This is a genomic window from Salegentibacter salarius (assembly GCF_900168265.1).
Lineage (GTDB): Bacteria > Bacteroidota > Bacteroidia > Flavobacteriales > Flavobacteriaceae > Salegentibacter > Salegentibacter salarius.
In genome coordinates this window covers 16,071-42,660 of record NZ_FVZF01000032.1, presented here as the reverse complement: position 1 = coordinate 42,660, position 26,590 = coordinate 16,071, and the positions used below count along the sequence as shown (strand labels likewise).

Genomic DNA, 26,590 nt, shown 5'->3' with positions numbered 1-26,590 from the left:
ATCATAACCTGATCCGTCTCAAAGAAAAAGCTAGGAACCTACTATTAAGTGAAGCGGGAATAGCACATCGTAAACGTCGGTGCTGGGATGTGGAAGCCGTTTTTGGGAATATCAAGCAAAACATGGGCTTCAAGCGATTTATGCTTCGGGGAATGGAGAAAGTAACTACTGAAATAGGGTTAATCGCTATGGCGCACAACTTAAGAAAATTCAGTATAGCATAGGAAGGGGGCTTCCTTCCTTTTTTATCATTAAGAATATCTACAAAAGAAGAAGCGCTTCTCTCACAAAAACTTTTATCAATAAAAAAGGCCATCTAAATACTTTTTAGACGGCCTCCTTCCCTTAATTTTGAATTATAGTTTACCAGATCTTAACTCGATCTTCTGGTGCTATATACATTTTATCTCCTTTTTCAATATCAAAAGCAGTATAAAAGGCATCTATATTTTGCAATGGAACATAAGCACGGTACATTCCTGGAGAGTGAGGATCTGTCTTGATCTTGTTTTTCAGGGCTTCATCACGCATTTTGGTTCTCCAAACGGTTGCCCATGAAAGGAAGAAACGTTGCTCTGGAGTGTACCCATCAATCTTTCCGGGATCTCCGTGTTCTTCCAGGTGAATTTGTAAACCATCGTAAGCAGCATTAACTCCACCAAGATCTCCAATATTTTCACCTAAAGTAAATTGTCCGTTTATATAAACGCTATCCAATACTTCAATGTTACTATATTGATCTGCAAGGTCTTTTCCAAGTGTTTCAAATTGTTTAAGGTCTTCGTCTGTCCACCAGTTATTCAGGTTTCCTTCAGCATCAAAACGAGAACCACTATCATCAAATCCGTGAGAGATTTCGTGCCCAATTACAGCTCCAATTCCACCGTAATTTACAGCGGCATCAGCTTTATAATCGTAAAATGGTGGCTGAAGAATAGCTGCAGGGAATACAATTTCATTATAGCTTGGGTTGTAATAAGCATTTACGGTTTGTGGTGGCATAAACCATTCGCTCTTATCTACCGGTTGACCAAGATCTGCCATATTATCGGCAACTCTCCATTTACTGGAGTTCATCATATTTTGGAAAAAAGAACCACCGTTTTCAACATTTACAATTTCAAGGTCGCTATAATCTTTCCATTCATCTGGATAACCTACTTTAATAGTTGTGGTTCCCAGCTTTTCTTTAGCTTTTTTCTTGGTCTCTTCGCCCATCCAGCTTAGGTTATCTATCCTGTTTTCGTAAGCTTTAATTAGGTTAGAAATCATTTCCTGGGCTTTTTCTTTAGCTTCAGCAGGGAAATGTTCGCCTACATAAAGTTTACCTAAAGCCTCTCCAAGTGTTCCGTTTACCATTTGTAAAGCGCGCTCGTCACGAGGTCGTTGCTCTTGTGCTCCTCTTAGGGTTTTGCTATAGAATTCCCAGTTTGCAGTTTCAATTTCTGTAGAAAGTGCTCCTGCTGCATCATTAAAGATGCTCCACTTTAAATAGTCTTTCCAGTCTTCAACAGAATTTTTAGCAATTACATCCTGAAGGGATTTCATATATCCAGGCTGAGAAACGATTATGGTATCTAAATTTTTTGCTCCAATTTCTTCAAAGTAAGTATTCCACTCAAAAGCTGGAACCATATTTTGAAGCTCGGCTACTGTTTTTGGATTGTAAGTTTTACGGGCATCACGGCGTTCTACTTTGTCCAATCTTGGTTCTGCAAGGCTGGTTTCAAAAGCTAAAATTCGTTCTGCTGCATCAGTTGCTTCTTCTTCAGAATAGTCTATATATTGAAGCATTCTGGTAATATGCTGCTTATATTTCTCTCTTTTTTCTTTAGAATCGGCATCATCGGCAACGTAGTAATCACGATCTGGTAAACCTAATCCTGAAGGATAAAGGTAAGCTGCGTTCATATTACTATTTTTAGCATCTGAACGTACTCCGAAAGAGAAAAATCCGGCGCCGCCGTATTGTTGCATTTCAGTTAGGAAATCCTGTAAATCTTCCTTGTTGCTTATAGCTTCTACTTTTGCCAAATATGGTTTTACCGGTTCTACACCTTTTTCATTTCTGGCAACGGTATCCATAATCGTATTATAAAGATAAACCGCTTTAGCCTGATCGCTGGAAGGATCTAGACTGTCGTTTTTAGAGGCACTTTCCAACAAAGCCATGGCATCTTCATCGGTTCGTTCACGAAGCTCCATAAAACTTCCCCAGGTAGTTTGATCTGAAGGGATTTCGGTAGAATCTACCCATTTTCCATTTACATATTTAAAAAAGTCGTCCTGGGGCGCAACGGTAGTATCCATATAAGCCAGGTTAATACCGTGAACTTCTTCTTTTTCAGTTTGTTCTTTTTCGTTATCCTGACAACTGCTTAGTGTAGCAGCTCCCAAAACCGATAGGAACATTACTTTGGTTATTTTTTTCATGTGTGGTTTAAATTATTATGAAATTTCCCGCTAAAGTACTAAAAAGATGATTATTTAGCTGAAAATTATTTAAGGCTAATCTTATTGAATTTTTTCTTTGAGATAAACCGGTTTGGCTGATTCTATAGGAAAATATTAGGTTAGCTATTATTCAAGGGAATCTATAAGCTTTTGGTCAAAGGTTTTTTTAAGCGCAGTAGCTTCTTCTACATTTTCGTTCGGGATAGTTATGGAGAGTACATAATGAGCAATTTTCCAGCCATCTTCAGTTTTTTGAAGTACTCCAGAGCCACGGCAAATTCCCATTTGGGTTGCCAGCAATTCATCAAACCACGCAATATTGCTATTTTCTTCGGTATAAATATTTCGCTCTAAAGTCTTAAAATTCCAGGCTTTTCCGCGGTCAAAATAGGGTTTGGAAAATTCTCTAAAATCTTTGTTTTGCCAATTTTCGGTAGCATCGGTGCCTATAAACACTCCTTCTTCGGTCATTAAATCGAAGTATTCTTCAAAATTGGCTTCCGATGCTGCTTTGTGCCATTGTGTTAGCACTTGATCTATATTGGTTTTTTCCTGTGCGGAAATTGTTAAACTGAAAAGTAAAAAAATGAAGATTGCTATTTTTTTCATCCTGAATATTTATATAATTCAAGATAGTAAATTTTCATAAACTTGCGGTTTGTTAGTGAAGACTTACAGTGCAGAAATAGAATCTGTAGCTGTAGAAATAGTGTCTCTTTCTGCTTTAAACTCATCCAGTTCCTCTTCAAAATCTTCCAGGGTTTTCAGGAAGAGTTCGTTGAGTTGAATCTTAAAATTGTTGAATTCCATCGGAATTTCACCGGCAACCTCGGTAATTGCATCGGCATCTAGTTGCCTGCGGTGAGAAAGCTGATCTAAAACCTTTGCTTTTGTAGCCAAAACATTGGCGCGTGCCCTTACCGCATTAGAACTCAAAGAATCCGGAATACTTGAGGCAAGCGATTCCATTACCTGGGAAATAGGCCTGGAACTTTCTATGGTTTGCCGTAGGTTGTAATTTTTTAACTGGTCAACTTCATTTTGCGCAGCAATATAAGACAGCCATTGTATGGCTTGCTTTCTAGCTTCGGGAAGTAAAACCACTTCCTGATTCGTGGTTTTTATAGGCTGTTGTAGGGCTATTGAATCTAGTTGAGTACTGTAAATGTCTTTATTTGATGATTTTTCACCACAAGACCAAAGGAAAATAAATGATATAAAAACCAGTTTTTTCATATAAACACAAAGTTAATCTAAAATACTTCAGTTTTCATAAAATTCCTGTCTTGAAAGCTAAAGAGATACTAAAGAGATAAAAGATTTCTAATAAAGAGAAAGGTTTCGGGAGTTTCGTTGCGAATACTTCTACGTAAATAAATATATTTGCGGAAAAATCAATATTATGGCCGGGAAAATTTTAATTATTGGAGCTTGCGGACAAATTGGAACCGAGTTAACGCTGAAATTGCGCGATCTCTACGGAAATGATCAGGTGGTAGCAAGTGATATAAGAGAAGGAAGCGAAGAACTTATGAGTTCTGGCCCGTTTGAAGCAGCTGATGCAACTGATGCTACTCGAATTGAAGCTTTAATAGACCAATATAATATTAGCGAAGTTTACCTGATGGCCGCGATGTTAAGCGCTACGGCGGAAAAAGCCCCAATGAAAGCCTGGAACCTTAATATGGATTCCCTTTTTCATATTCTAAATTTTGCAAAGGATAAAAAGATTGAAAAAGTATTCTGGCCTTCCAGTATTGCAGTTTTTGGTCCTACCACTCCTAAAAACGATACCCCACAAACTACTATTATGGAACCTTCTACGGTTTACGGGATTAGTAAGCAAACCGGGGAAAGATGGTGTGAATATTTTCACGATAAATATGGGGTAGATGTAAGAAGTTTGCGTTATCCCGGCATAATAAGCTATAAAACCCTTCCCGGTGGCGGTACTACAGATTACGCGATAGAAATCTTTCACGAAGCGCTTAAGAATAAAGCCTATACTTCATTTTTAGCCGAGGACACCGGTTTGCCTATGATGTATATGGACGATGCGATTAAAGCTACCGTAGATATTATGGAGGCTCCTTCAGAAAAAATAAAGGTGCGATCTTCTTATAATCTTTCGGCTTTGAGTTTTACCCCAAAGGTTCTTGCCGAGGCTATTCAGAAGGAAATTCCAGAATTCAAGATCTCCTACGAACCAGATTTTAGACAAAAAATAGCCGATTCCTGGCCTTCCAGCATAGATGATTCGCAAGCTCGGGTAGACTGGCAATGGAAACACGATTTTGACATGCAAAGCCTGGTTAAAGAAATGCTTGCCGGAGTTTCTGAGCAATTGAAAACCACGAAATAAGTACTCGATAGTCTAGACTTGCCTTCTAAAAGTTTTTTTAAAAAATAGGCATTAGGCGAAATGGCTGGAATTCTAGGCCAAAGAAGTGTGCCGCACTTTATCAATACCTCTAGAAAAGTTTATGGGAATGCTCGAAAACAAGGGTTAAACCAGCAAATATAAGGCATAAAAAAAGCCGCTATAAATAGCGGCTTTAAAGTTCTTGAAATAGGATAATATATATTATTCTATAACGCGTACTTCAGCAGCGTTAACTCCTTTTCTTCCTTCTACTTCAACGTACTCAACTTTATCACCTTCGTTCAAGCTCTCGCCATCTAAACCAGTAATGTGTACGAAGATGTCTCTTCCTGTTTCGTCGTTGGTAATGAATCCGTATCCTTTTGATTCATTGAAAAATTTAACTGTACCTTCCATTGTAATAATAAAATAAATAATTAATAAAGGACAAAGTTAGTACAATATTATTGAAGACAATGCAAGAATATTAATTTTCTTTTGAAAGTATTCTAAAACAGGAATTTAATCTATGCCTTTGTCTCGCATCTTATCCATGTTCTCTTTAGTGAGAGTGTAGTCTTTGAGCCGTTTTCCTTTCCATCTCGTGTAGAGGAAAATAGGCATTAAAATAAATGCACTGGCCAAAACAGCAAGCCCAATTATCTGGTCTCCCAGCAAAACATCCTCAAAAGTGCGGTAATAAAACCCTACTCCAATGGCAATTAGTATTAATATTCCTAAGATTTTTAAAACGGTATTCATAGTATTAAACGGTTACTTCTATTAATTTTTGACGGTAGGCGGTGAGAAGTTTAGATTTTGAAATAAACCCCACATATTTTCCATCTTCTACCACTGGTAAATTCCAGGCATTGGTTTCCTGAAACTTGGTCATTATTTCTCTTGGCCGGTCTTTTCTTAGATCTATTATTTCAGGAGCCCGCTGCATTATATCGCTTACTTTTACTTCGTTATACATTTTCTGATCAAACATTATAGGTCGTATATCATCTAATAAGATGATCCCAAGGAATTTACGGTTTTCGTCGATAACAGGAAAAAGATTTCGTGAAGATTTTATCACCCCCTCGTGAATCACGTCGCCAAGTTTCATATCAATATTCAGGGTTACAAAGTTTTTTTCAATTATCTGCTGAATATTCAGCAGCGTTAAAACCGCCTGATCCTTATTATGAGTAAGCAACTCTCCGCGTTGAGCAAGTTCCATGGTATAAACAGAATGTGGCTGAAACCTGCTGGTAACCACAAAAGATATTGCAGCGGTAATCATTAAGGGAACAAAAAGCTCGTAGCCGCCGGTAAGTTCAGCGATAAGGAAGATTGCCGTAAGTGGTGCGTGCATTATTCCTGCCATAACCCCAGCCATACCCACCAAAGTGAAATTACTCACCGAAATAGGATTATTTAGTAGTCCTAGGTTATTGATAATCAATGCAAAACAGTGTCCCATCGCGCTTCCCATATATAAAACCGGAGCAAAAATACCTCCAACTCCACCTGCACCCAGGGTTAATGAAGTCGCGATTACTTTAAAAACTACCAGCCCTGCCAGGAGAAGAATCACCACCCATATATTATCCAGATAGGCGTCAAAAAGATTTGTTTGCAGTGCAAACAAATAATTTTCCTGTAGCAAATTATTAATCACATCATAACCTTCACCATAGAGTGGAGGAATGAAAAATATTAGAATTCCCAGCCCAAGTCCGCCTGCAATTAGCCTGAAAAACCCAGATTTTATTTTCCGAAATAATTCAGCGAATTTAAAGTAAACTTTTCCGAAGTAAATTGAGCAAAGTGCAGCCAATACACCTAACAACGCATAAAATGGAACTTCAGAAATATCAAACTGATCGCTTAATTGATAGTGTAAAATAATATCATTACCAAAAAAGAAGTAGGAGGTAAGGATTGCAGAAACCGAGGCAATTAACAACGGAATCATAGAAACCAGCGTAAGATCCAGACTAAATATTTCAATAGCGAAAATGATGGCAGCAATTGGAGCTTTAAATAATGAAGACATCGCACCTGCAGCAGCACAACCTATTAAGAGCGTGCGTGTGGCCTGGTTCATTTTGAACAATCGCGATAAATTAGAACTTATAGATGCCCCCGTGGCCACTGTTGGCGCCTCTAAACCTACAGATCCTCCAAACCCAACGGTTAATGGTGCAGTAATTAGAGAGGCGTAAGATTGAAACTTACGCATAATTCCCTGTCTTTTGGAAATAGCATATAATACGGTGGGAATACCGTTTCCAATATCTTTCTTAATAATATATTTTATGAGGAAAACGGTAAGAGCAATACCTATAACTGGAAAAATAAAATAGAAAGCATTGTGATAATTAACAATAAATTCGTCTTCCAGTAAACGTTGAATATAATGTGTAAAATTTTTGATGCCTACGGCTACAAGACCTGCCAGGAAACCAATGATAGAACTTAGAACCATTAGAAATTGCTGGTGACTAAGGTTTCTTGTGCTCCAATCAGAAAATCGGGTTAGAAGTGCTGTAACTTTACTACTCACTCAAAAATTTTAAGTGAAGATAAAAAATCCCGATTTGATTCCGGGATTTTTTAATCAATTATAATTTTACTCGAGAATCGAGATTAAATGCTCCGAGGCTTGCCTGGAAAAAAATATTTTACCTGAATGCCTCTAGGCTCGCTTTAAGCTATTTTACCTGAAGATGAAGCTCTTTAAGTTGAGCTTCGTCAAGTTTTGCAGGTGCGTCTATCATTACATCCCGACCGTTGTTATTTTTAGGAAATGCTATAAAATCTCTAATGCTTTCCTGTCCGCCCAAAATGGCTACCAACCTATCAAAACCGAAAGCGATCCCACCGTGTGGTGGTGCTCCATATTGAAAGGCATCCATTAAAAAGCCGAATTGTGCTTTAGCTTCTTCTGGAGTGAAACCAAGATAATCGAACATTTTAGCCTGGGTTTCTTTATCGTGAATTCTTATGGAACCACCACCAATTTCGTTACCATTTAAAACCAGATCGTAGGCATTGGCGCGAACTTCACCCGGTTTAGACTCCAGTAAAGCAAAATCTTCCTTTTTAGGCGAAGTAAACGGATGGTGCATCGCATGAAAACGTTGGGTCTCTTCATCCCATTCTAATAATGGGAAATCTACCACCCAAAGCGGTGCGAATTCATCAGCTTTTCTAAGACCAAGCTCATTACCCAAATGCATTCTTAATGCGCTTAGTTGTGTTCTGGTTTTATCAGCATCACCGGCCATTACTAAAATAAGATCTCCGGGTTTCGCATTGGTAGCTTCAGCCCAGGTTTTTAGATCTTCTTTTGAATAAAATTTATCTACTGAAGACTTTAAAGTTCCATCTTCGTTATATTTTGCCCATACGAGTCCGTTGGCGCCAACCTGTGGTCTTTTAACCCAGGATATTAGTTTGTCTATTTCTTTTCTGGTGAAAGAAGCTGCTCCCGGAACCGCAATTCCCACAACTAATTCCTGCTGATCGAAAACATTGAAACCTTTATTTTTGGCCAAATCGTTTAATTCGGCAAACTCCATCCCAAATCTAATATCGGGTTTGTCGTTTCCGTATTTTTTCATCGCTTCAGCGTAGCTCATTCTTGGGAATTCAGAAACGTCCACACCGTTGATCTCTTTCAATAAATGCCGTGTTAAACCTTCAAAAATATTCAGGATATCTTCTTGCTCAACAAAAGCCATTTCGCAGTCAATTTGCGTGAATTCCGGCTGCCTGTCTGCTCTAAGGTCTTCATCCCTAAAACATTTTACGATCTGGAAATATTTATCCATTCCGCCAACCATAAGCAATTGCTTAAAGGTTTGTGGCGATTGTGGTAGGGCGTAAAACTGACCTTCGTTCATTCTGCTTGGTACCACAAAATCGCGGGCACCTTCAGGAGTAGATTTTATTAAATACGGAGTTTCCACTTCAATAAAATCCTGATTAGAAAGATAGTTTCTAACTTCCATCCCAACTTTATGGCGAAATTTCAGCTTATTTTTTACCGGATTTCGTCTAATATCAAGGTAGCGGTATTTCATTCTAAGATCTTCGCCACCATCGGTTTCATCTTCAATAGTGAAAGGAGGGATAAGCGAGGTGTTTAGAATAGTAACTTCGGTCACCAAAACCTCAATTTCACCGGTTGGAATATTTGTATTTTTAGATTCCCGCTCAATTACTTTTCCGCTAACCTTAATAACAAATTCGCGACCAAGTTTTTGAGCTTTCTCCATAAGTTCTGTTGAAGAACGCTCTTCATCAAAAATAAGCTGGGTGATACCGTAACGATCACGTAAATCTACCCAAACCATAAATCCTTTATCTCTTATTTTTTGAACCCAGCCTGAAAGTTTTACTTCCTGGCCAATTGAAGCTGCATTTAATTCCCCGCAGGTATGACTTCTATACATAATATTCCTGAAATTTTAAGTAGCGCAAAAGTAAGAAGTTCAATTGGGTTTCGCGATAAGATAACCTTAGAAAATACATGCTAAGTGAGATTTATCCACTCATAGTTTTAGAGTTAAATTCTCTATATGAACTTTTTAGATATGGATAAGATTTTCTGAAAAATATTGCCTTTGTTAAGCCGAAAATAGGGGTTTAATTTTCTGTTTATCAGTTTTTTAGTATTTCAATGTTAATTTAATGTTACGTGATTGTTGCTTTAAAGTAAACATTTAGCTATATTTGTAAAGTAAAGTTTAAAGAAAAAGACTATGAAAAAGATAAAAAACATATTGATGGCTGCCATTTTCACTGTTGGAGCAGCTGCTATGGCGCAAGAAAGTCCGGAACCAAAATTTGAAAAAGAGGGAGATCTTATAAAAGGAACTTTCTATTATGAAGATGGTTCTGTAAAACAAATGGGAACTTACAAGGATGGAAAGCTTCATGGCGAATGGATAGCTTATGATGCTGAAGGAAAAAAGCAAAGTATGGCTAACTATACAGAAGGGGAAAAAACCGGAAAATGGTTCTTTTGGTCTTCAGATAAATTAACTGAAGTAGATTACGATAATAACCAGATCGCCGGGGTAAATACCTGGAAAAGTGATGGTACTTTAGCTGATAATTAAAAGCTGATTTTCTATATAAAATTAAAGGCTGTCTGAAAAGACGGCCTTTTTTGTTTCAAAGTCATCGACTTTAATCTTTCTCTACCGGCATTGCGTCTACTGGATCTTCAAAAGCGATAAATAGAACGCAGGGTGAATCGCCACATTTAGCAGAGTGAGGTTTATTGGCTGGGCCATAGGCATACGTGCCTTCTTTTAAAGTCTGCGGTTGCTCTCCTTCGTAAGTAACTTCCATTTCCCCAGAGACAAGAATCATCCTCTCGGGAGAAGTATGGGTGTGATTCGGTATGGATGCATTAGCAGGAACTTTAAAGAAGATATCTGTATTTTTTTCAGCCGGGTTTCCGTGTAACACAGCAATATTACATCCTTCAGGCATAAAATCGGGGCAGGGACCCCACTCCAAATTCGAATCATTTTCTGTAAATGAAACTGAATTTTCAGTTGTTTCCTGTGCAAAGATTCCGCAAGAAATAAAGAACATCAGTAAGAAGTAAAAACTCTTTATTTCAATTAACTGTTTTTTGATCTTCATAATTTCCGATTTTAATTAGTGAAATACTTTAAATTAAATGTTCAATTTTAAGCTACTTCAATTAACTGGAAAATGGAATGGGTGAATTCCTGTAAATATTAAATTTTTAGCAGAGGTTATTAAATTTCAGAGCTGCTGGGGTTAAATAAGATCAATAAAAAACCCCGAAGTTACTGCTTCGGGGTTATCAATTTTTAAGCTCTTGCTTCCAGCTTTCTTTGTTTTCGTTCTTTGCGTTTATCGGCGGTTTTAACCTTGGCTCGATTTACCAGGTAAAACATCACCGGAACTACAACTAACGTAAGGAAGGTAGCAAACACCAACCCGAAGATCACCGTCCAGGCCAATGGCCCCCAGAAGATCACGTTGTCTCCACCAATAAATACTTTTGGATCGTAGTCTATAAATAGGCTAAAGAAATCTATATTTAATCCTACTGCTAGTGGAATTAAACCAAGAACAGTAGTAATCGCTGTAAGCAATACTGGTCTTAACCTCGATTTTCCACCTCTAACAATACAATCAAAATACTGGGCTCGAGTAAGCAATTCATCTTCATCTATATTAAGCTCTCGCTTTTTACGGTCTATAAGGATTTGGGTGTAATCAATAAGAACAATGGCGTTGTTTACCACGATTCCAGCCAGAGAGATAATTCCCATCATCGTCATAATAATAATGAAATCCATCTGAAAAATGATCAAACCGAGGAATACTCCCACAAGGCTCAATACTACTGCCATAACAATAATAATTGGTTTTGACAGGGAATTAAATTGAGCAACAAGAATAAGCAGGATACCGCCCATAGCGATTAATAAAGCTTTTAATAGGAAAGCCATATTTTCTTCCTGTTCTTCCTGTTCTCCGGTAAACTCTAAAGTAATATCTTTTGGAAGATCGTAACTTCTAAGTGCTGTTTTTAACTGGCCTACAATCTCATTACCATTGTAACCCTGAAGCACGTTGGAGTAGAGAGTGATTACCCTTTTTAGATCTTTCCTTTTAATAGAACTAAAAGAAGAGGAAGATTCTGTAGTAACCAAAGATGAAATTGGCACCTGAATTATTTCACCAGTGTTCTGGTCTTTAAACGTAATAGGCTGATTAAATAATACGTTTTCATTATAGCGATATTCATCAGCAAACCTCACGTTTATTTCATAATCATCGTCGCCATCTTTATAGGTAGAAACCTCTTCCCCGTAGATCGCTCTACGCAAAGTTTGACCTACCTGCGAGGTAGAAACTCCCAGTTGTCCTGCTTTTCTTCGGTCTACTTCTACGCTTAATTCCGGTTTAGATTTGTTTACATCTATTTTAAGCTCTTCAATTCCCGCGATACTAAGATCATTTACATAAGATCGCAGGTCTTCGGCTTCTTGTAGCATCTGCTCGTAGTCCTCACCTTTCAGTTCCATATTTATAGGATAACCTGTTGGTGGGCCGGCCGCATCTTTTTCAACTACAATAGAAGCGCCTGGAAATCCCTGTACGGCTTCCCGGACTTCAGATAAAACTTCGCTACTGCTCACGCCACGTCTTTCGGTGAATTCGCGCATAGAAAGTGTAACCTTGGCTTTATGTGGCATTTCATTTTGCTGGCCGCCATCGGTTTGAGGATTTCCAGCACCTTCACCAACCTGGGAAATTGCCGACTCTACCATAAAATTATAACCGTTTTCATCTTCATATTGCTCTATAGCTTCAAAGATGCGTTGCTCTACTTTTTTAGTAAGCGCGTTGGTTTTATGAATATCGGTTCCCTGTGGGTATTCAATATAAGTAATTACCTGGTTGGGTTCATTTTCAGGGAAAAACAAAACTTTTGGTTGTACCAGCCCAATCAATACAAAAGAGAGGAATAGCAAGAGTAGAGTTCCGAAGAAAACTAAATAGGCTTTCTTTCCGCGCAGTGAGAACTTAAGTGTTTTTTCGTAAATATTCTCCATCCATTTAAGCGCAGTATATTGAAAGTAATCTACACCTTTTGAAATAAAATATTTGTAAGCCCAAAGCAGGATAGCCGCCAGAAGTAATATATTTCCAAAGGCTCTTAGTATCCCGGCATCAATTACAAACCCTACTATGAGCAATAAAGCTCCAAAACCTGCCAGAATAGAACTTATTCTAATAAGTTTTTTCCTGGTGAATTCGCCTTCCTCTGTTTTCATAAACTGAGAAGTAAGCATTGAGTTGATGATCAAGGCTACAAAAAGTGAAGAACCTAATACTATAGAAAGTGTAATTGGGAAAATTACCATGAAACTTCCTATAATTCCCGGCCAGAGTCCCAGCGGGAAAAATGCAGCTAAAGTAGTTGCTGTGGAAGCTATAATTGGCCAGGCAATTTCGCCTAAACCTTGCTTGGCAGCCTGTTTTCTAGGCATCCCTTCGTCCATTAATGTATAGACGTTTTCTACTACAACAATTCCATTATCTACAAGCATCCCAAGACCCATTACCAGGGCAAAAAGCACCATAGTGTTTAGGGTGTATCCCATACTGGATAGGATGATGTATGAAAGAAACATAGAAAGAGGGATTGCGATCCCTACGAATAATGCGTTCCTAAAGCCAAGGAAGAACATTAAGACTAATACCACCAGGATCACCCCAAAAATTATGTTATTCACCAGATCATCTACCTGGCTTTTGGTGTTGGTAGAAAGATCGTTAGTAATGCTTACTCCAAGGCTTTCAGGAAGATATTCTTCCTGTTCTTTTTTTACAATTTCTTTGATCTGGTCTACAGCCTCGATCATATTCTTACCGGCACGTTTTTTGACGTCCAGCATCACTACAGGCTTGCCATATTCACGGGCAAAAGTGGTAGCATCTTTTTCCCTGAAATTAATATCCGCAATATCTTTAAGGAAAATATTACCGCCATCGGTTTTCACCACAACGTTTTGAAGTTCTTTAGGATCTTCAATTTCTCCAACAATTCTTATGTTTTTCTGAACTCCGCTAGTAATCACATTTCCCCCTGATATTGTTCGGTTTTCTGCACTAACCGCGTTTACAATATCTGAGAAGCTAACTTTAGAAGCCGTCATCTTATAGATATCTACCGCGATCTCAACTTCCATTTCTTCAGCACCACGAATACTCGCTTCTTTTATCTGCGGAAGCAGCTCGATGCGCTCCTGAAGATATTCGGCATATTCCTTTAATTGCTGAACGGTATAATCTCCCGTTAAGTTGATGTTTAGAATAGGTTGTTCTTCTGAAATATTAAGGTCGAATACATTGGGTTCAACCTTAGCGCCATTATCTAAAGTAGGCCAGGTGGTTTCGGCTTTCACCATATCTACCTTGTCCTTTACTTTTGTTTTGGCACTTTCAATTTCAACATCTTCTTCAAATTCTACAATTACCAGGGAATAATCCTGAAACGTAGAAGAAGAAATTTCTTTTACACCGGCAACATCGTTAAACTCTTCTTCCAGGGGTTCGGTGATGAACTTCTCGACATCTTCGGCCGAGTTTCCCGGGTTAATAGAGCTAACGTAGATCTTTGTCTCTACAACCTCAGGAAAAGTTTCCCTTGGCATATTGTAGTAAGACATGAGCCCACCAATCATAATAATGGCGATAATTACATATACCGTCATTTTATTATTGATAGCCCAGGACGAAAGCTTAAATTCTTTATCTAAATTCATTGTAGCTTAGTTTCTTATTTTAACTTCCTGACCATCTCTAAGGTTTTTAGCACCTTCTACGATCAGTGTTTCTCCGGTTTCCAGCCCGCTGGTTATTTCTATTTTATTATTATAGGTATACCCCGTTTTTACTATTTGCCTTTTCGCAATTCCTATATTGTCTTCTCCTTCTTCTTTTTCCTGAAGAATAAACACAACACTTTCACCCTGTGCGTTTTTAAGCAAAGCATTCTCAGGAATAATTACAGCGTTTTCTGCGGTATAATCATTGAGTTTAAGGGTAGCAATTTGGTTAGGTTTAAGCATTCCGTTTTCATTAGGTACCGCAACCTGAATGCTGAAAGAACGGTTGTTAGGATTAATAGTGTTGCTTACTCTTTTCACCTCTCCTTCAAATTCACGGCCTAAAGAGCTAATTTCTACAAGTACTTCGGTACCCTTATTTATTTTGTTCAAATAACCTTCTGGCACGTCAGCTTCTACATACATATTTTTTAAACTCACTAAGCGAACTAACTGACTTTGCCCTGGGTTTACTACTTCTCCTTCTTCGGTAAGTATTTCATCTATAATTCCGCTAAAAGGTGCTCTTACAATAGTTTTGTCCAATTGAGATTTTAACCTGTTTACAGAATTCTGCATAGACTCGTAATTGGTTTTGGCTTCTAAGTATTGCATCTCAGATCCAATATTTTGTTCCCATAAACGCTTTTGACGCTCAAAAGTGGTTTTTGCCAGGGTAGCCTGAGTTTCTAATTGAGCTAATTCGCTTGAAAGTCCACCATCATCAATTTTAGCAAGCACCTCTCCTTTGTTTACTCGCTCTCCTTCTTTTACGCGCAAGTCTTGGAGGATTCCAGAAAATTCGGCGTAAACTACAATGTTTTCATCTGTTGCTACATCACCCTGCACTTCGGCATAATGCTTAAATAAGGTGTCATTGATCTCCTGGATCATTACCAAATCTAAACGTCTGGTTTTGTCTAATCGATCTATAGCCTGATCCAGTTTATCCAGCTTTTGAGTAAGGTCGCTTTGCTCTTTGCTTAATTCTGTCTTTCTGGCTCTAATTTCCGGGAGGTTTTCGCTCTCTATAAGTTCTTCTATAGATTTTCCTTCCTCATTATTTCCACACGAAAGCAATAACAGCGGAATACTTAATAAAACAGCTAACTTTTTCATTGTTGTTATTTGATGGGTGTATTTAATCTTCATTGTTATATTTTCTAGTGTCCAACAGGTTTTCTAATTCTACTTTAGCAGTTATTACGTCAAGCATAGATTGTAAAAAGTCTTGTTGTGCCTGGTAAAGTTGCCGTTGGGCTTCACTTAGCTCAAAACTGCTGGCAATTCCTTCAAAAAACTTGATTTGATTCTTGTTCTCTATCCTTTCTGCGAGTTCAAGGTTTTTCTTTTGATTCTGATAATTTTCGAGGCTAAACTCATAATCGCTTTTAGCCGAATTAATTTGGCGTTTTATTTCATTTTCAGTTTGTTCCAGTTCTACCATCGCCTGTTCATAGGCAATTTGTTTTTGCTGCGTCCTGGAGCTTCGCATACCGCTGCTGAAAATTGGGATATTTAAGCTTACGCCTAAAATAGACTGACCAAAATATTCCTGGTCTTCATTAAGAAAAGTGAATTCCTGGCTGAAGCCCTGCACCCCATAATTTAAAAAACCGGTTAAAGAAGGGAGAGCTTTAGATTTCTCCAGTTTTACTTCAATTTCATGAGATTCTGCCGTGTTTGCAGCAATACGGTAATCTATATTTTCTTCTACCGCAATTTCCTTTTGTAAGAGTTCCAGGTCAAAATATTCCATTGCCAGGTTGTCCAGTTCTTCGGTTAGGCTAACGGGAATTTCTACCGGAATGCCGAGCGTTAAATTGAACATTTCGTAAGCGATATCGCGCATACGTTTGCTTCGGCTTAAATTGTTTTTTAAGTTAAGTAAAGTGATTTCAAGCTGTTCTACATCTTCCTGTTCGGCAAGCCCGTTTTTATAGATCTCGTTGGTTTCGTCGTAATTCTGCTGTACGTTTTCTACGTTTTTCTGAAGGATAGCTACATTTTCTTCCGCCAGCAAAACATTTCCGTAGGCATTAATAACAGCTTTTTTTATTTCGAGATCGGTTTTAGTTTTTGCATTCTCAGAAATCTGGAGCAAAGTTCTGGCCGACTGGATACCTACTATATAAGAACCATCAAAAATTAGCTGGTTCCAGGTGGCTGTGGCGTTTACATTTTGTTCTGTTCCAAAAGTTACGGGAGTAAAGGTGCCGGGTTCGCCGCCCGTAATTTCAGCAGGAAGTAAGGTAACCGGCTGCTTAAGGTAATTTTGATAATCTGCCGTTGCGCTTACCTGTGGTAAGCCCTGGGCAATAATCTCCCATTTTTGCTTGAGCGCAATCTCAATATCTTTTTGCGCATTTACCGAGGAGTAATTGTTCTCCAGCCCAAATTTGATAGCTTCCTCCATAGAAAAACTGTAATCTTGAGGAGTTTCCTGGGCTATACTGCTTATGGAAATCAGTAAAATTAACAGATATCTAAATTTCATTTTGTTCTTTATTCTTAATTAATAAATCTTCTAAAACTTCCAGTCCTTTTGGGGTGCAAATTGCTCTCAAGTGATATTCTAATAAATAATCCATGAGTTTATTATTGCTATATTCTTCTTCAGGAAATAGGCGTTTGTCTTTAACTCCTAGCATACCGGCAAAATGAAGCCTGCTTACAAAAGAAATTGAAAGGTTAGAGCGGTAATGTCCGCTTCTAATGCCGCGTTCCAGGTTTTCAATTATAGAGCGCTGGGCAATTTCAAATTTCTTGTCGCTAATGGTGTTGTAGATCTTTGGGTAGTATTTCTTAAGCTGAAATTGGGGTGATGTCTTTTCATTCTTAAGCATGCGTTGCACATATACTTTAACCTCAAAATTTTCTACTATGGGATTTAGTTTTTGGGCACGCAAAGATTCTATTCCTGTATTTATCTCTTCCATTAATTGCCAAACGCTTCCTTCAATAAGCTTAGATTTGGTGCTGTAATGTGCATAGATGGTTTTTTTAGATATGCCCATTTCTTCTGCAATATCATCCATGGTTACACTTTTAAAGCCCAGTCTTAAAAAAAGGTTGGTGGCTGTATTTTGAATTGCTTCTTTCACTTCATCTTCATTAAAATTCGGTGCAAAACTAAGTCAGGGAAACTTATAAAACAAGAAAAGTTTCCAAGGTTTAAGATAATTTAACTTGTTTAAAGAATTTGAAATACCTTCAATTATGTATTTTAGCCGGAAAATTTTTTGGTATGAAGTCTAATTCTCAATATAGAGAAGCTTTTCAGGAATATTTAGATCTTAAAGTACAGGTAAAAGAGCCTGAAAATCTTTATGAACCTATGCGCTATATTCTTAGCCTGGGCGGGAAACGTCTAAGACCGGTTTTAGTGTTGATGTCTACTGAAATTTTTGAAGCCGATTACAAGAAAGCTTTAGATGCTGCCCTTGCCATAGAGATTTTTCATAATTTTTCTTTGGTTCATGATGATATTATGGATGATGCGCCTTTACGCCGCGGAAAGGAAACCGTGCACGAGCGCTGGGATATTAATACCGGAATATTATCTGGTGACGCCATGCTGATAAATGCCTACCAGCTTTTTGAAAATTATGATGGTGATACCTTTAAAGAACTGGCGAGATTATTTACCAAAACCGCCATGCAGGTTTGCGAAGGTCAGCAATACGATATAGATTTTGAAACCCGTGACGACGTAGCCATAGAAGATTACCTTAAAATGATAGAATACAAGACCGCGGTGCTTGTAGGGGCTTCATTGCAAATGGGAGCTATTGTGGCTAATACTTCTACACAATGTAAAGAAGCAGTCTATGAATTTGGACGTTTATTAGGAATTGCCTTTCAGCTGCAGGACGATTACCTGGATGCTTTTGGTGATCCTGAGACTTTTGGGAAACAACTCGGTGGGGATATTATTGAAAACAAAAAGACTTTTCTCTACTTAAAATCCCTGGAGGCTTCGGGAAAAAGTGAAGCACAACAATTAGAGCATTTATACACCATTAATCCTGCTGAAACTTCCGGAAAAATTGAAGCTGTAAAGACGCTTTTTGAAAATAGTGGGGCCGCAGCTTTAACCCAACGTGAAATAGAAAAATACACTGAAAAAGCTTTTAAGGTACTGGATGAAATTGATATTTCTGAAGAGAAAAAGCGTCCTTTAAGGCAATTTGGTGAAATGCTAATGAATCGTACGGTCTAGATTTTAGCGATTTCAGATTGAGAAATTCTTAATATTTAGGGGCTTACACCTGTTAGATTTGCAACCAATACACATTTTTAGCCACTTCCTGAAGTTTTTACTATGTTAAACTTCTTATAATTCATAAGATAAATATATAGTTTACTGCAGGCTGTTTTTTCTAAAAATTGTATTTTTGCTTTGTTTTATACTCAAAAGAAACATTAGTTTCAACTTATGGATAGATTTTCATTTCTAAATGCTGCACATACGGCATATTTCGCCGAATTATACGACCAATATCTCCAGTACCCCGATAGTGTAGAGCCCAGTTGGAGGGCTTTTTTTCAAGGTTTTGACTTTGGAATGCAACAAAACGGTGTTTCTGCAGAAACAATGGAAGAAGCTCCTGTAAACTTTCAGGAGGGAGAAATTCCCGAACATGTAATTAAGGAATTCAAAGTAATACGCCTTATAGACGGTTACCGAACTCGCGGGCACTTGTTCACTAAAACAAACCCGGTTAGGGAACGTCGTAAATACCGACCAACCTTAGATATCGAGAATTTTGGACTGGAAAAAAGCGACCTGGATACACAGTTTAATGCAGGTGATATGCTGGGTATTGGCCCAAGCAGTCTTAAAGATATAATAGCACATCTTGAAAAAGTTTATTGTGAATCTATCGGGATCGAATATATGTTTATTCGTAAGCCGGAAGAAATTCAATGGATTCAGGATAAATTAAATAAGAATGAGAATCATCCTAACTTTAGTGATGATGAGAAAAAGAAGATCCTGAAGAAATTAAATCAGGCTGTTTCTTTTGAATCATTTTTACATAGAAAATATGTTGGGCAAAAACGTTTTTCACTGGAAGGTGGAGAAAGTTTAATCCCGGCCTTAGATGCCCTTATAGAAAAAGCAGCCGATTATGGAGTAAAAGACTTCGTAATGGGTATGGCTCACCGGGGGCGTCTAAATACGCTTACCAATATCTTTGGTAAGAGTGCTAAAGATATTTTTAGTGAATTTGACGGAAAGGATTACGAGCAGGATATTTTTGACGGAGATGTTAAATATCACCTGGGCTGGACTTGCTGTCGGCTTACAGATAGCGGGAAAGGAATAAATATAAATATAGCACCTAACCCTTCACATCTTGAAGCGGTAGGTCCTGTTGTAGAAGGTATTACAAGAGCCAAGCAAGACAGGCATTACGATGGCGATAATATGAAAGTGCTTCCTATACTTGTACACGGTGATGCAGCCATTGCAGGACAGGGAGTGGTTTACGAATTGGTACAAATGGCGCAGCTGGAAGGTTATCAAACCGGCGGAACCATTCATATTGTGGTGAATAACCAAATTGGATTTACCACCAATTATCTTGATGGTCGTTCCTCAACGTATTGTACCGATGTAGGGAAGGTAACCCTTTCTCCGGTATTACACGTAAATGCAGATGATGCTGAAGCCGTGGTTCACGCGATTTTATTTGCTTTGGATTTTAGAATGAAATTCAAGCGTGATGTGTTTATAGATTTATTAGGTTACAGGAAATACGGGCATAATGAAGGCGATGAACCTAAATTTACCCAGCCAAAGTTATATAAGGCTATTTCCAAGCATCAAAATGCAATGGATATCTATGCTGAAAAGCTTAAATCGGCTAATATAATTGACAACGATTACCTTACTAAACTTGAAGAAGAATATAAAGCAGATCTGGAGGAGAATTTAGAAGATTCCCGAAAAGAAAAAACCACTAAGATCACCCCGTTCATGTACGATGAGTGGGAAGGTTTTGAGAATGTTCGGGAAGAGGAAATGATGAAGGATTTCGATACCACCTACAAGATAAAAGATCTTGATAAGGTGGCTGAAGCGATCTCTAAATTGCCCGAGGATAAAAAATTTATGCGTAAGGTGAAAAAGATTATAGACCTTCGTAATAAACTTTACTTTGAAGATAATAAGCTGGATTGGGCTATGGCCGAGCATCTTGCTTATGGTTCCTTAATGAAGGAAGGCTTTAATATTAGAATTAGCGGCCAGGATAGTGAGAGAGGAACTTTTTCTCACCGCCACGCTATTGTAAAAGTAGAAGAGAGTGAAGAAGAAATAATTCTTCATAACAATATAGAAGGCAGGGAAGGCGATTTCTTCGTTTATAACTCTCCGCTTTCAGAATATGGTGTAATGGGGTTTGATTATGGTTACGCAATGGCGAGTCCTAAAACCTTAGTCATTTGGGAAGCCCAGTTTGGGGACTTCGTAAATGGTGCGCAAATAATGATAGATCAGTATATTTCTGCGGCAGAAGATAAGTGGAAATTACAAAACGGATTAGTGCTTTTCTTACCTCACGGGTATGAAGGTCAGGGGGCAGAGCACTCTTCGGCAAGAATGGAGCGTTTTCTTCAGCTTTGCGCTAAAGATAATATGTATGTGGCAGATGTTACCACACCAGCCAATATGTTTCATATCTTACGCCGGCAGATGAAAGCCGGGTTTAGAAAACCTTTGGTAATCTTTACACCAAAAAGTTTATTAAGACATTCTAAAGTAATTTCAACTAAAGAAGATTTTGCTGAAGGAAGTTTCCAGCCATTGCTAGACGATCCAGAAGCGAAGGCTAAAGATGTAAAGACGCTGGTATTCTGTACCGGTAAGTTTTACTACGATCTATTGGAATTTAAAGAAGAAAATGATCGTAACGATGTGGCGTTAGTACGTGTAGAGCAATTATTCCCGCTGCCTGTTGAAAAAATGAAAAAAGCGATCAAGAAATATAAGAATGCAGATGATGTAGTTTGGGCTCAGGAAGAACCCAGAAATATGGGAGCTTACGGGCATATGTTATTGCATTTTGATGAAGCTAAAAACTTTAGAGTTTGTAGCAGAAAATTCTATGGTTCTCCGGCTGCCGGAAGTTCTGTAAGATTTAAGAAACGTCACGAAAAAGTGATTGCAAGTGTTTTTGACAAAACAGTAGAGAATTAATAAATTATAAATAACGAATCCAATGTTTTCGCCTGGCGGAAACTTTAAATAAAAACAAAGATCATGGCCTTAGAAATGAAAGTTCCTTCTCCGGGGGAATCTATAACCGAAGTTGAAATAGCCGAGTGGTTAGTTGAAGATGGTGACTACGTAGAAAAAGATCAGGCAATTGCCGAAGTGGATAGCGACAAAGCTACCCTGGAACTTCCAGCTGAAGCTAGCGGAATTATTACGCTTAAAGCCGAAGAAGGTGATGCCGTGGCCGTAGGTGAAGTGGTTTGTCTTATCGATACCGAAGCTGAAAAGCCGGGTGGAGGTGATGATAAAAAAGAATCTAAAGATAAAAAAGAAGACTCTGAAGAAGATTCTAAAGATGAATCTTCAGATAAAAAAGAGAAAGAAGATAAGGATAAAGCGGATTCTAAAACCGAAGAACCTTCAAAATCTTCAACTCCTTCTCAAAAACAGGATTCTTACGCAAAAGGAAGTCCATCTCCTGCAGCTAAAAAGATTCTTGATGAGAAAGGAATTGATAAAAAAGATGTAGAAGGAAGCGGAAAAGATGGTCGTATCACTAAAGAAGATGCGGTACAGGCTAAAGCTTCTATGGGTAGCCCGGGTAAAGGAAAACGTGGCGAGTCTAAGAAGAAAATGTCTATGCTTCGTAGAAAAGTGGCTTCTCGTTTAGTTTCAGTTAAAAATGATACCGCGATGCTTACTACTTTTAATGAAGTAGATATGCAGCCTATCTTTAACCTTAGAAAAAAATACAAAGAGGAATTTAAAGAGAAACACGGGGTAAGTTTAGGCTTTATGTCTTTCTTTACCCTTGCAGTAGTGCGAGCGCTAGAACAGTACCCGGGAGTTAACTCTATGATAGATGGTGATCACCAGGTAACATTTGATTATCAGGATATCAGTATCGCAGTTTCTGGACCAAAAGGTTTGATGGTGCCGGTAATTAGAAATGCTGAAAATCTTAGTTTTAGAGGTGTTGAAGATGAGGTAAAACGCCTTGCTTTAAAAGCCCGTGACGGAAAAATTACCGTAGATGAAATGACTGGAGGTACCTTTACCATTACAAATGGCGGGGTATTTGGCTCTATGCTTTCTACTCCAATTATTAATCCTCCACAAAGTGCAATTTTAGGGATGCACAATATTGTAGAACGTCCAGTGGCTATAGATGGTCACGTAGAGATTCGTCCTATTATGTATGTAGCCCTTTCTTATGACCACAGAATTATTGATGGAAAAGAATCTGTAGGTTTCCTTGTAGCTATTAAGGAAGCTATAGAAAACCCAGAAGAATTATTGATGGATAACGATGTGAAAAGAGCGCTTGAGCTTTAGATAATCGATGATCATAAAACAAAAAAGGCAGCCAATTGGCTGCCTTTTTTTGATACCACAAATAGCAAAATCAAGAACCTCGGGGCAAGCCCACGAGGTATGAATTGGAGAAAAATTTTTGAAATTTCGAGGTAAGCCTCAAGGAATTAAACCCTCTGGAGGGATTAAAATAATAATAAATTCAGAATGTTTAAAAATAAAACGCATACCACAAAGATTCCCAATAAGATATAAAGGAAACTGTTTTGAGTTTTATTTTTTGACACACCAGGCATTCTACTAACATTAATACCTCAAACTTAGGTAGTATGCAGTGGCAAGTCAAGGGGATAATTCCCCTTTCCAAAAACTTATTTTAAGTAAAGTGCGGGCGCTTTGTAATCTATAACAGCTTTTCCTTTCTTTAGAAGGTCGGCGCCAATTATCCCGTGGACCTTTTCAGCTTCGTGGTTTATAAGGGCTTCGTTTACGTGTCTTAGATCAAAGAGTACAAGGTCTACTTTTTTCTTTTTCCAGCCTTTAATTTCTATCCGATTCTTTTGAGCAATTTGCGTAAGCATGTTAGTTGCTCCTGCGCCGGCCGCTTTAATATCACTGTCTTCGGCAAGAAGCTTAAAGTGTTCTACAGCTTCAAGACCTACACAAGTGCTTGAAGCACCGGTATCAAGGATAAAGTTTCCTTCAATATTATTAATTTTCGCTACCAGTTCTAGATGCTGGGTTTTGGTATATTTTAATTTTATGCGCTTAAATCCTTTTTCTTTAAGCAATTTCTTTAAAGATGACATTCTTTGTGTTTTTCACAAAGATAGGTCTTCAAAATAAATTATTTTTGCTTTTATGATTTTAACCGATACACATATACATCTTTACAGTGAAGATTATGAAGATGACAGGGATGAGCTTATAGAAAATGCCTTTAAGCAGAATATTGAAAGATTTTTTCTTCCGGCCATAGATTCTGAAACTACCCAGGCTATGTATGATCTGGAAGCCCGTTATCCCGAGAATGTTTTTCTAATGATGGGCTTGCATCCAACTCAAGTTCAGGAGAATTTTGAAGAGGAATTAAAACATGTAGAAGAGCAATTTGGGCAACGCAGGTTTTACGCCGTAGGAGAAATTGGGATAGATTTGCATTGGGATAAAAGCACTTTAGAAATTCAGCAGGAAGCTTTTAGAAGACAAATTAAACTTGCAAAAAAGCATAAACTTCCCATTGTAATTCATTGCAGGAAAGCTTTTGATGAGATTTTTGAGATTTTAGAAGAAGAAAAAAGTGACGATCTTTTTGGGATTTTTCACTGTTTTACCGGAAACCTCGAACAGGCCAAAAGAGCGCTTTCTTATAACCTGAAACTCGGGATTGGTGGCGTAGTAACGTTCAAAAACGGAAAAATAGATAAATTTCTGAATGAAATTCCTTTAAAAGAAATTGTTCTGGAGACCGATGGACCTTATTTATCACCATCGCCTTTCCGCGGAAAAAGAAATCAACCGGAATACCTATTAAAGGTAGCTGAAAAAATTTCTGAGATCTATCAAAAACCACTGGCTGAAATCGCAGAGGTAACCACCCAAAATTCAAAAGATATATTTGGGATATAAAGGAGGTTAAAATTAAAATTTGTTCATTTGCCTAGCTAACATAATTTTGCGTGAAAGAATTCGAAGACATAAGGTTTTATAAAGATGATGAGGTGCAACCTGCCCTGGCAGAGTTCATGAGACACCCTATGGTGAAAACCCTTTTGCAATTCACTTTTCCCGATAAGGATTCAGAAGAAATTGCAGCCATATTAGAGGAATGCCATTCTATTAGAGATTTTCAAACCAAGGTGATCTATAATTCGGTATTAAAAGTTATTGAAAAAAGTACCGAAGGACTTACCTACGATGGTTTTGATAAATTAGATAGCGACAAGCCTTATTTTTATATCTCCAATCATCGGGATATTATTCTCGACACTTGCTTGTTAAATACCACACTGTATGAGCAGGATCTTATCATGACGGCTTCGGCTATTGGTGATAATTTGGTACAGAAACCTTTTCTCATGGCTTTGTCCCGTTTAAACAGGAATTTCCTGGTAAAACGTGGAATTAGCCCTCGTGAAATGTTGAAGAGTTCTATGGTGCTTTCAGAGTATATTAAAAAATTGCTTCTGGAAGATGGTCGTTCGGTTTGGATGGCGCAAAGAGAAGGTAGAACTAAAGATGGAAGCGATTATACGCAGCAAGGTGTATTAAAAATGCTTGGAATGGCCAAAGGTAAAAAAAGCCTGGCTGAATATTTTACCGAACTTAAAATTGTTCCGGTAGCGATTTCCTATGAATTTGATCCTACAGATATTCTGAAAATGCCTGAAATTCTTGCTAAAAGAATGAAAGAAGAGTATGTGAAATCTGCTAACGAAGATTTTAACTCTATTATGCAGGGTGCAATGGGGAACAAAGGGCGTATTCATATTAATGCCGGAGAAGTATTAGGGAAAGAAGTTTTTGATGAAATTGAGAAAGAACATACTTCTTTAAATGCCCAGTTAAAAGCGGTGGCTTCAAAAATAGACGAGCATATTTATAAGAGTTACAAATTATGGCCGGCCAATTATATCGCATTCGATTTGCTGAAAAATTCAGAAACTTATGCCGGTAAATATTCCGATAAGGAAAAAAGGCAGTTTGAACGTCGCCTTAGCCGAAGGGTAGATGTGAAAAATCCCCTGGAGCTAAATAGTTATTTGTTAATGTATGCAAACCCGGTAATTAATAAAGAAGCACTTTATGAAGAAAAGAGCTAAGATCCTGCTTATTTATACCGGCGGGACTATTGGGATGATCAAAGATTATGATACAGGTGCCCTAAAAGCTTTTAATTTTGATGAATTACTACAGAATATTCCGGAGCTAAAGATCCTGGAACACGAAATTGATACGCTAAGTTTTGACGATCCTATAGATTCCTCTAATATGAATGTGGAATGTTGGGTAAAGGTGGCACATACTATAAATGATAGTTTTGAAACTTACGATGGTTTCGTGGTATTGCACGGCAGTGATACTATGTCTTATACCGCTTCGGCCCTGAGTTTTATGTTTGAGAATTTAACCAAACCAGTTATTTTTACAGGATCTCAATTACCTATTGGTGACCTTAGAACAGATGCTAAAGAAAACCTTATTACCAGTATCCAGATTGCAGGTTTACAAAAAAATGGAAAACCGGTAATTTCTGAAGTAGGACTTTATTTTGAGTATAAATTATATAGAGCTAACAGGACCACAAAGATTAATGCTGAGCATTTTCAAGCTTTTGCTTCGTTAAATTATCCGCCTTTAGCCGAATCTGGAGTATATCTATCGGTAAATCATAATGCACTTTGGCGTCCCAACCGAAGACAGAAAACAAAATTACATACAGGATTTAGTAATGAAGTATTGATTTTAAAGATATTTCCCGGGATAAATGCGGCAACTGTTGAATATATGCTTTCCAAACCTGGATTGAAAGGAGTGGTGCTAGAGACTTACGGAAGCGGTAATGCGCCTAGTGACGATTGGTTCCTGGATATTCTGAAAAGAAAGATTTTAGAAGGATTATTTGTAGTGAATATAACGCAATGTATAGGTGGCAGCGTGGTAATGGGGCAATATGAAACAAGTGTGCAGCTAAAAAAAATAGGAGTGGTTTCAGGAAAAGATATAAGTACTGAAGCTGCGGTGGCAAAATTAATGTACCTTTTGGGTAAAGAATTGTCACCAAAAGTTTTTAAAACTATCTTTGAAACTTCCCTGAGAGGGGAAATGTCATAAAATTAACGGCAGATG

General features: G+C 37.9%; 22 protein-coding genes. 9 read left to right on the top strand and 13 right to left on the bottom strand.

The annotated features are described in order from the left end of the window. A partial coding sequence (locus tag B5440_RS14585; protein WP_143533306.1) for a transposase occupies positions 1-224 on the top strand: 224 nt, incomplete at its 5' end. A 139-nt stretch (positions 225-363) separates the two neighbouring features. On the opposite strand, the gene B5440_RS14580 is transcribed toward B5440_RS14585, so the two are convergent. From B5440_RS14580 to B5440_RS14570, 3 genes are all read right to left on the bottom strand, one after another. Next, positions 364-2,433 carry a M13 family metallopeptidase gene (locus B5440_RS14580; RefSeq protein WP_070054676.1) on the bottom strand — a complete coding sequence of 690 codons (2,070 nt, stop codon included), beginning with the start codon at positions 2,431-2,433 and terminating at the stop codon, positions 364-366. Between the two features lie 147 nt (positions 2,434-2,580). After that, positions 2,581-3,063, bottom strand: coding sequence for a nuclear transport factor 2 family protein (locus tag B5440_RS14575; RefSeq protein WP_070054675.1), 483 nt, complete (start codon positions 3,061-3,063; stop codon positions 2,581-2,583). 63 nt (positions 3,064-3,126) lie between these two features. Next, positions 3,127-3,690 (bottom strand): hypothetical protein, encoded by a 564-nt coding sequence (locus tag B5440_RS14570; protein ID WP_070054674.1) that lies wholly within the window; start codon positions 3,688-3,690, stop codon positions 3,127-3,129. A 166-nt stretch (positions 3,691-3,856) separates the two neighbouring features. On the opposite strand from B5440_RS14570, the gene B5440_RS14565 reads away from it, so the two are divergent. Next, on the top strand, positions 3,857-4,816 hold the full coding sequence (locus B5440_RS14565) for an NAD-dependent epimerase/dehydratase family protein (protein WP_070054673.1): 960 nt from the start codon (positions 3,857-3,859) through the stop codon (positions 4,814-4,816). Positions 4,817-5,038: 222 nt separating this feature from the next. Here B5440_RS14565 and B5440_RS14560 read toward each other — a convergent pair whose 3' ends face one another. The 4 genes from B5440_RS14560 to aspS all read right to left on the bottom strand — a co-directional run bounded on the left by B5440_RS14560 (position 5,039) and on the right by aspS (position 9,267). Further along, positions 5,039-5,233 carry a cold-shock protein gene (locus B5440_RS14560; RefSeq protein ID WP_037318850.1) on the bottom strand — a complete coding sequence of 65 codons (195 nt, stop codon included), beginning with the start codon at positions 5,231-5,233 and terminating at the stop codon, positions 5,039-5,041. 105 nt (positions 5,234-5,338) lie between these two features. Further along, positions 5,339-5,578 carry a hypothetical protein gene (locus tag B5440_RS14555; protein ID WP_070054672.1) on the bottom strand — a complete coding sequence of 80 codons (240 nt, stop codon included), beginning with the start codon at positions 5,576-5,578 and terminating at the stop codon, positions 5,339-5,341. A gap of 4 nt (positions 5,579-5,582) precedes the next feature. Further along, positions 5,583-7,373: a chloride channel protein gene (locus tag B5440_RS14550; RefSeq protein ID WP_070054671.1), complete on the bottom strand. Its 1,791-nt coding sequence runs from the start codon at positions 7,371-7,373 to the stop codon at positions 5,583-5,585. Positions 7,374-7,521: 148 nt separating this feature from the next. Next, positions 7,522-9,267: an aspartate--tRNA ligase gene (aspS, locus tag B5440_RS14545; protein WP_070054670.1), complete on the bottom strand. Its 1,746-nt coding sequence runs from the start codon at positions 9,265-9,267 to the stop codon at positions 7,522-7,524. Positions 9,268-9,576: 309 nt separating this feature from the next. On the opposite strand from aspS, the gene B5440_RS14540 reads away from it, so the two are divergent. Continuing rightward, complete coding sequence (locus B5440_RS14540; RefSeq protein ID WP_070054669.1) at positions 9,577-9,936, top strand: toxin-antitoxin system YwqK family antitoxin; 360 nt, start codon at positions 9,577-9,579, stop codon at positions 9,934-9,936. Positions 9,937-10,006: 70 nt separating this feature from the next. On the opposite strand, the gene B5440_RS14535 is transcribed toward B5440_RS14540, so the two are convergent. From B5440_RS14535 to B5440_RS14515, 5 genes are all read right to left on the bottom strand, one after another. Further along, positions 10,007-10,471 carry a cupin domain-containing protein gene (locus B5440_RS14535; RefSeq protein WP_070054668.1) on the bottom strand — a complete coding sequence of 155 codons (465 nt, stop codon included), beginning with the start codon at positions 10,469-10,471 and terminating at the stop codon, positions 10,007-10,009. A 194-nt stretch (positions 10,472-10,665) separates the two neighbouring features. Next, positions 10,666-14,139, bottom strand: coding sequence for an efflux RND transporter permease subunit (locus B5440_RS14530; RefSeq protein WP_070054667.1), 3,474 nt, complete (start codon positions 14,137-14,139; stop codon positions 10,666-10,668). Positions 14,140-14,145: 6 nt separating this feature from the next. Continuing rightward, entirely contained in the window at positions 14,146-15,321 is a 1,176-nt protein-coding gene (locus tag B5440_RS14525; protein WP_070054679.1) for an efflux RND transporter periplasmic adaptor subunit, read from the bottom strand. A 22-nt stretch (positions 15,322-15,343) separates the two neighbouring features. Then, positions 15,344-16,699 (bottom strand): TolC family protein, encoded by a 1,356-nt coding sequence (locus tag B5440_RS14520; protein ID WP_070054666.1) that lies wholly within the window; start codon positions 16,697-16,699, stop codon positions 15,344-15,346. After that, positions 16,689-17,306, bottom strand: a complete 618-nt coding sequence (locus B5440_RS14515) for a TetR/AcrR family transcriptional regulator (RefSeq protein WP_070054665.1) — start codon at positions 17,304-17,306, stop codon at positions 16,689-16,691. The genes B5440_RS14520 and B5440_RS14515 overlap by 11 nt, the downstream gene beginning before the upstream one ends. Positions 17,307-17,449: 143 nt before the next feature. On the opposite strand from B5440_RS14515, the gene B5440_RS14510 reads away from it, so the two are divergent. The 3 genes from B5440_RS14510 to odhB all read left to right on the top strand — a co-directional run bounded on the left by B5440_RS14510 (position 17,450) and on the right by odhB (position 22,762). Then, positions 17,450-18,424 (top strand): polyprenyl synthetase family protein, encoded by a 975-nt coding sequence (locus tag B5440_RS14510; protein WP_070054678.1) that lies wholly within the window; start codon positions 17,450-17,452, stop codon positions 18,422-18,424. A gap of 216 nt (positions 18,425-18,640) precedes the next feature. Then, complete coding sequence (locus B5440_RS14505; protein WP_070054664.1) at positions 18,641-21,409, top strand: 2-oxoglutarate dehydrogenase E1 component; 2,769 nt, start codon at positions 18,641-18,643, stop codon at positions 21,407-21,409. 63 nt (positions 21,410-21,472) lie between these two features. Next, on the top strand, positions 21,473-22,762 hold the full coding sequence (gene odhB / locus B5440_RS14500) for a 2-oxoglutarate dehydrogenase complex dihydrolipoyllysine-residue succinyltransferase (protein WP_070054663.1): 1,290 nt from the start codon (positions 21,473-21,475) through the stop codon (positions 22,760-22,762). 350 nt (positions 22,763-23,112) lie between these two features. Here odhB and B5440_RS14495 read toward each other — a convergent pair whose 3' ends face one another. Next, positions 23,113-23,550, bottom strand: a complete 438-nt coding sequence (locus tag B5440_RS14495) for a retropepsin-like aspartic protease (protein ID WP_070054662.1) — start codon at positions 23,548-23,550, stop codon at positions 23,113-23,115. Positions 23,551-23,602: 52 nt separating this feature from the next. Between B5440_RS14495 and B5440_RS14490 the strand changes: the two genes are divergently transcribed. From B5440_RS14490 to B5440_RS14480, 3 genes are read left to right on the top strand one after another with little or no spacing between them, the layout of a single operon-like run. Then, positions 23,603-24,370 (top strand): TatD family hydrolase, encoded by a 768-nt coding sequence (locus B5440_RS14490; RefSeq protein WP_070054661.1) that lies wholly within the window; start codon positions 23,603-23,605, stop codon positions 24,368-24,370. Positions 24,371-24,420: 50 nt separating this feature from the next. Continuing rightward, positions 24,421-25,563, top strand: a complete 1,143-nt coding sequence (locus tag B5440_RS14485; RefSeq protein ID WP_070054660.1) for a 1-acyl-sn-glycerol-3-phosphate acyltransferase — start codon at positions 24,421-24,423, stop codon at positions 25,561-25,563. Then, positions 25,547-26,575 (top strand): asparaginase, encoded by a 1,029-nt coding sequence (locus B5440_RS14480; RefSeq protein WP_070054659.1) that lies wholly within the window; start codon positions 25,547-25,549, stop codon positions 26,573-26,575. The genes B5440_RS14485 and B5440_RS14480 overlap by 17 nt, the downstream gene beginning before the upstream one ends. The last annotated feature ends 15 nt before the right edge of the window (positions 26,576-26,590 follow it).